The organism is uncultured Campylobacter sp. (assembly GCF_938018035.1).
Lineage (GTDB): Bacteria > Campylobacterota > Campylobacteria > Campylobacterales > Campylobacteraceae > Campylobacter_B.
Genome location: NZ_CALIJF010000049.1, coordinates 1 through 5,328 on the forward strand (window position 1 = coordinate 1; position 5,328 = coordinate 5,328).

Genomic DNA, 5,328 nt, shown 5'->3' on the forward strand with positions numbered 1-5,328 from the left:
CCGCCATAAAGCCCCTTTTAAAATTTTGTATCAACGCAAACGCACCTTACGCTAGCCTCGCTCTTTCTTGCAAAAAGCACAAGTTAAAATCAATGAGCTTCGCATCGTAAAATTTTGGCTCTGGGCCTAGTTTTAGCGCAGCGTAAATTCGAGCTCGTTAGGCAAAATTAGCCGTAAATTTAATGCGGCTACATAGATTTTAGTCTGAGCTGAAATTTAACCTAGCAGAGCCGAATCTCGCTTCGTAACCTAGCCATTCTAACGAGATAATGTAAATTTTAATTTGCAATTTAAAATTTCTAGCGCAACTATACCGGCTTTAGCTCGCGTTTTGCAATTCTAATCTAGCGGCGTAAACAGTTCATAAAGCGCCGCGTAAAATTGCAAATTCCAGCATTTTTTATTCGGCTAGCGAGGTTTGTGCGCGCAAGAACTGATTTGCGAAAATTTTAAAATTTTATCGCTTGCCCTAGCCCGCCTTCAGGGCAATCGCGATAAAATTTACGCTCCGCACCTCAAGCAAGCGAGCAGTTGCGATGAAATTCCAAGCTAGTAGTCGAGATGAAATTTTACGTCGCATTTTAAAAAGATCCCGCGCATGCCTAACTGAGAAATCCGTAAATCTCGCGCAAAATTTCACATCGCCGTATTACTTAGCAGCTATCAAATATGCTTGCCAAGCAGACGTGGTGAAATTTCATACTACCTTTTAATACTCGCTCGAAGTAAAATTTCGCGCAGCTGTTTTAACGGTCCATACTCGAAATAAACGCTCTGCATATCGCGCAGGGCCTAGTCGGAATACGCGGCTTCGGCAACCTGTCCTCGAAGCGGGCACGATAAAATTTCGCGTCGCTGTTTTTCAACCCCGCGCAATAAAATTTCAGCAGCTTGCTGCTGAAATTTTGTACTACCGCTCGCTCGCAGGATCTGTCCGAGCGTCGATCTAGCGTTCGCGGCGCGACGCAATTGAAACGCTATCTTTTGTAAAATTTTCTTAAAATTCCGCTTCCGATCTCTTTGGCGCTGCCATCTTCGATCATAATCGCAGTTCGGTCCACATCGACGCTCTTATCGGTATTTACGATGAATTTTATCTCTATCTGGCGCGACGTGATACGTACGGGCTTGTCGATAAATAGCACATTCACTGGTCTTTGGGAGCTTGCGGCGACATCTTTTACTAAATTTAAAAAATTAGCATAACTCCAATTATTCGCGTTAAGCTTATAAACCTCCGCGATCTCCTTTTGCAGGGCATCGTAGTCGCATTTGACCTGAGAGCCGAATGAAAGACTCTTGCTCTTTTCTTCGTCAAATTTGCAAAACTTATTCGCGATTTGTAGAATTTCATCTTTATCAAACTGCGGCGAACTTTGCGTTTTTAACCTTTCATAACTATCAGACGCGTATTTTAAGCTATTTTGAAAACGCTTTTCTTTGCTTTCCGCCTCCGAAGCGTATGCCTTCTCATAGGCCGCATTAGCCTTGTCAAATTCCGCTTTTAGCACTTCGGGGCTTACCTCGCAAATCATCTTCACCGCCTGGATGCTATTTTTGACGCTGATATCCTGCCAAGATACCTTCTTGCACTCGCTAGAGCCGTCGATTGCGTTACCGATAGTCATGGATTTTTGTTGCGGCAGCGTGTATTCTTTGACGATCTTTACGTTATCCTCGCCGCAGCCGCACAGCACAAACGCCGCAATAGCCGCGCCGAAAAAGACTTTTACTTTCATTTTTGCTCCTTGAAAAAAATGTCGAATTTTAAAAGAATAAAAATAATAAACGGTAAATTAGCGTGAAGATAAGCTGCGGGGCGTTAAATCCAAAAACGTAAAATTTTAAAATTTCTAAAGCTTTTGGCTTGATCCGCGCGCGTTAAAGCCGCCGCCCGCTCCCGTAAATAAACGTGCGCGAAATTTTAAAATTCCGCGCCGATAGGGCCTTGAAATTTGAAATAGAATTTAGCATAGAATTTTATCGCAAAACGGCTGGGCCATGAAATTCCACCCAGCCATAAAGCCCGTGCCGGGTGGAGTTTTGCCCGGCAGCAAAGTCTTTTATGCGCGAAATTTACGCCTCTGCGCGGATGATCCTAACCGCTTCGACCATATTTTTTAAGCTCGGCTCCACCTCTTCCCATTTGCGAGTTTTTAGGCCGCAGTCCGGGTTGATCCACAGCTGCTCTTTCGGAAGCACCTCAAGCAGCGCGCGGATCTGGCTTACGAGCTCATGTACGCTAGGAATTCGCGGGCTGTGGATGTCGTAAACGCCGGGGCCGACCTCCTGCTTGTAGCCGACCGATCTAAAAATTTTAAGCAGCTCGTTGCCGCTGCGAGCGGTCTCGATGCTGATGACGTCGGCATCCATCGCCTCGATCGTCTTGATGATGTCGTTGAACTCCGAATAGCACATATGCGTATGAATCTGCGTCTGCGCTTTGGCTGCGCTAACGGCGAGCTTAAAGGCGCTGACGGCAAATTTTTCATACGCAGGGATATTTTTCGCGCGTAGCGGATAGCCCTCTTTAAACGCCGCCTCATCCACTTGAATGATCTTGATGCCCGCATCTTGCAGATCCGAAATTTCATCAAAAATCGCGAGCGCAAGCTGTTTTACGATCTGATCGCGAGGCTTATCGTCGCGCACGAAGCTCCAGTTCATCATCGTAACAGGTCCCGTTAGCATGCCTTTCATGATCTTTTTGGTGCGACTTTGAGCGTATTTGATCCACTCCACGGTCATCGGTTTTGGGCGGCTCACGTCGCCGAAAAGTAGCGGCGGTTTCACGCAGCGGCTGCCGTAGCTCTGCACCCAGCCGTTGGCACTAAATGCGTATCCGCTCATCTGCTCGCCGAAATACTCGACCATATCATTACGCTCGGGCTCGCCGTGAACCAGCACGTCCAGACCGATCTCATCTTGAAATTTAACGCAGTCGTCGATGTAAGCTTTGATGTCGCACTCGTAAGCTTCGCGGTTGATTAAGCCCTTTTTGTAGGCGTTGCGAACTTGGCGAAGCTCTGCAGTCTGAGGGAAGGAGCCGATCGTAGTGGTAGGTAAAATTCCATAGCCTAGCTCCTTTTTTTGCACCTTGATGCGATCCTCGTAGCGATCGGCGCGCTCGAATTTATTTAAATTTGCGGCACGGCTTTGCACTCGCTCATCGTGAATTAGAGGCGAGCTAGCGCGAGTTTTGGCGGATTTTTGATTCTGTTCGTAAGCCTTCATGCCGTGTTCGCACATCGGAATTTCAAAGAAAAGATGGGTCAAAATCGAAATTTCGCTTAGCTTTTCGACTGCGAAACTTAGCCAGGATCTAATCTCAGCGCTTAGCTTGTCCTCATATTTTAGCGTGAAAGGCACGTGCAAAAGCGAGCAGGAGGTGCCCACATAGATGCGCTCCTTAGGCACGTAAGCTTCGATGGCTTTGAGCTGAGCGAGCTTTTTGTCGATGTCGCTCTTCCAGATATTACGCCCATCGATCACGCCTGCGAAAAGCACGGTCTTAGCGTCTTTTAAAGCTTGAAGCTCTTTTTTGATATTCTCTTCGCTTGCGTAAACAAAATCAAGCCCGATCGCCCAAACATCGGTCTTTACTATCTCACGCACAGCCTCGGTCGCATGCTCAAAATAAGTCATAAAGATGATTTTTACGTTACTTGCAGCCTTGCTTAGGCGCTGATAAATCGGTGTGATCTTTGGCGCCAACTCCGCTGCGCGATCCGTTACGAAGATCGGCTCATCGATCTGAACTATAACCTCGCTATCAAGCTCGCTAAGAAGCATTAGCAGTTCCTCGTATTTCGCGGTAAGGGCATCTAAATGCGCGAGCGGATCGCTTTTGTCGCTTGATTTGCTAAGCGCAAGATAGGTGATAGGTCCGATTAAATTTATCTTTAGCGCGCAGGAATCCTTAAAATCGTTATTCTTCGCGGTCTTGTACTCGCTTAAAATTTTACTAGGATTTAGGCTAAATTCCGTATACGCCGAGATCTCGGGCACGATATAGTGGTAGTTTGTGTTAAACCACTTCGTCATCTCCATCGCGACTGCGTCCTTACTGCCGCGCGCCATCGCAAAATACTGCTCATGCGCCGAAAGAGCCGCAAAGCGCTGCGGGATCACGCCGAAAAGCACGCTGGTATCGAGCATCAGATCGTAGTATGAAAAGTCGTTTACGCTAATTAGGCCGCTCCAAGCATCCAGCTGATATTTGATGTGACGATCTTTTAGCTCTGCGGCGACCCGCTCTAGCGCGTCATAATCGCACTTGCCCGCCCAATAGCTCTCCAAAGCCTTCTTTAACTCGCGCTGCTCTCCGATACGCGGAAAGCCCGTAACGTAACTCTTCATCTCTATCCTTTAAGTAAAATTTTGGTATGAAAGTGTTGATTTTATCTAAAATTTCTTTTGCCGTCATTAAAATTTTAATCTAATCTCGAAAATGAACGAAATTTTATCCAAAAGCGCAGGGGTGGAATTTAGCCAATAAAATCTGAAATGGAATTTTTATCGACGAAATTCTATGAGTTAAAATTTGATGATGGAATTTGAAGACGTTAAATTCATCATAATTTAAACCTCATCGCAAGATTCTACTAAAACTTAATAAAGCCTTGCGACGAAGCTAGCCTTACCTGACACACCGCAAAGCCACTGAGCATCAAGGCTCTATGAAAGCAGTGCAACGCCTCGAATATGAAAATTCTTAGAATTTATAATTATATCCTGCGTAAACGCCGTATTTTTTACCGTCGTTATCTTCGATATAATCGCCGTCTTTGTACCACGCCTTGCTTGCTTTAAAGCCCATTTCAATCTCGCTATTGGAGCCAAACTCATACGCGGTACCTATCTTGCCGCCCAAAATGAAGCCACCCAGCGTATCGTCCGCTCTAACCCAGCCGCCATTGCTATAGTCTATTTTAACTTCAGTATCTAGCACCGAAAGCCCAGCGTAAGCGCCTAGGACGAGCTTAAATCTACCGAAAAGCTCCGGCGTAAAATCCGCACCGGCTACGAAATCGTGCGTGCTCCATTTAACCTTTCTTTTCGAATTGGCATTCGAGCTGGAATCCTCGCCCTTAAATCCGTAAAAATACCCGCCGTAGGCCCTAAACGTGCCGAAGTCATATCCTGCCTTAACACCGATTTGCGGCTGTCCGTCATCAAAACCTGCAGCTTGGTTTTTGAAATTATATCCGCCTTCGCCACCTATGAAAAGCCCCTCCGCCATCGCGCTTACTGCAGCTAAAGAGCTAAGAAGCGCTACTCTTGCAACTAAATTTCTCATCTTTACTCCTTTGGGTGAAATTTCATCTC

Annotated in this window: 3 protein-coding genes; all 3 read right to left on the bottom strand. The window is 46.2% G+C overall.

Annotated elements, in window-relative coordinates; translation table 11 throughout:
* Positions 1–977 precede the first annotated feature (977 nt).
* Entirely contained in the window at positions 978–1,739 is a 762-nt protein-coding gene (locus tag Q0257_RS01615; RefSeq protein WP_298020741.1) for a hypothetical protein, read from the bottom strand.
* Between the two features lie 337 nt (positions 1,740–2,076).
* Positions 2,077–4,359, bottom strand: a complete 2,283-nt coding sequence (gene metE / locus Q0257_RS01620; protein ID WP_298020743.1) for a 5-methyltetrahydropteroyltriglutamate--homocysteine S-methyltransferase — start codon at positions 4,357–4,359, stop codon at positions 2,077–2,079.
* 355 nt (positions 4,360–4,714) lie between these two features.
* Positions 4,715–5,299 (bottom strand): hypothetical protein, encoded by a 585-nt coding sequence (locus Q0257_RS01625; protein WP_298020745.1) that lies wholly within the window; start codon positions 5,297–5,299, stop codon positions 4,715–4,717.
* Between the last annotated feature and the right edge of the window lie 29 nt (positions 5,300–5,328).

What these genes read in the sequence shown, in the direction of transcription:
- Q0257_RS01615 (WP_298020741.1), bottom strand. Translation starts at nt 1,739, where the DNA reads ATGAAAGTAAAAGTCTTTTTCGGCGCGGCTATTGCGGCGTTTGTGCTG.
- metE (WP_298020743.1), bottom strand. Translation starts at nt 4,359, where the DNA reads ATGAAGAGTTACGTTACGGGCTTTCCGCGTATCGGAGAGCAGCGCGAG.
- Q0257_RS01625 (WP_298020745.1), bottom strand. Translation starts at nt 5,299, where the DNA reads ATGAGAAATTTAGTTGCAAGAGTAGCGCTTCTTAGCTCTTTAGCTGCA.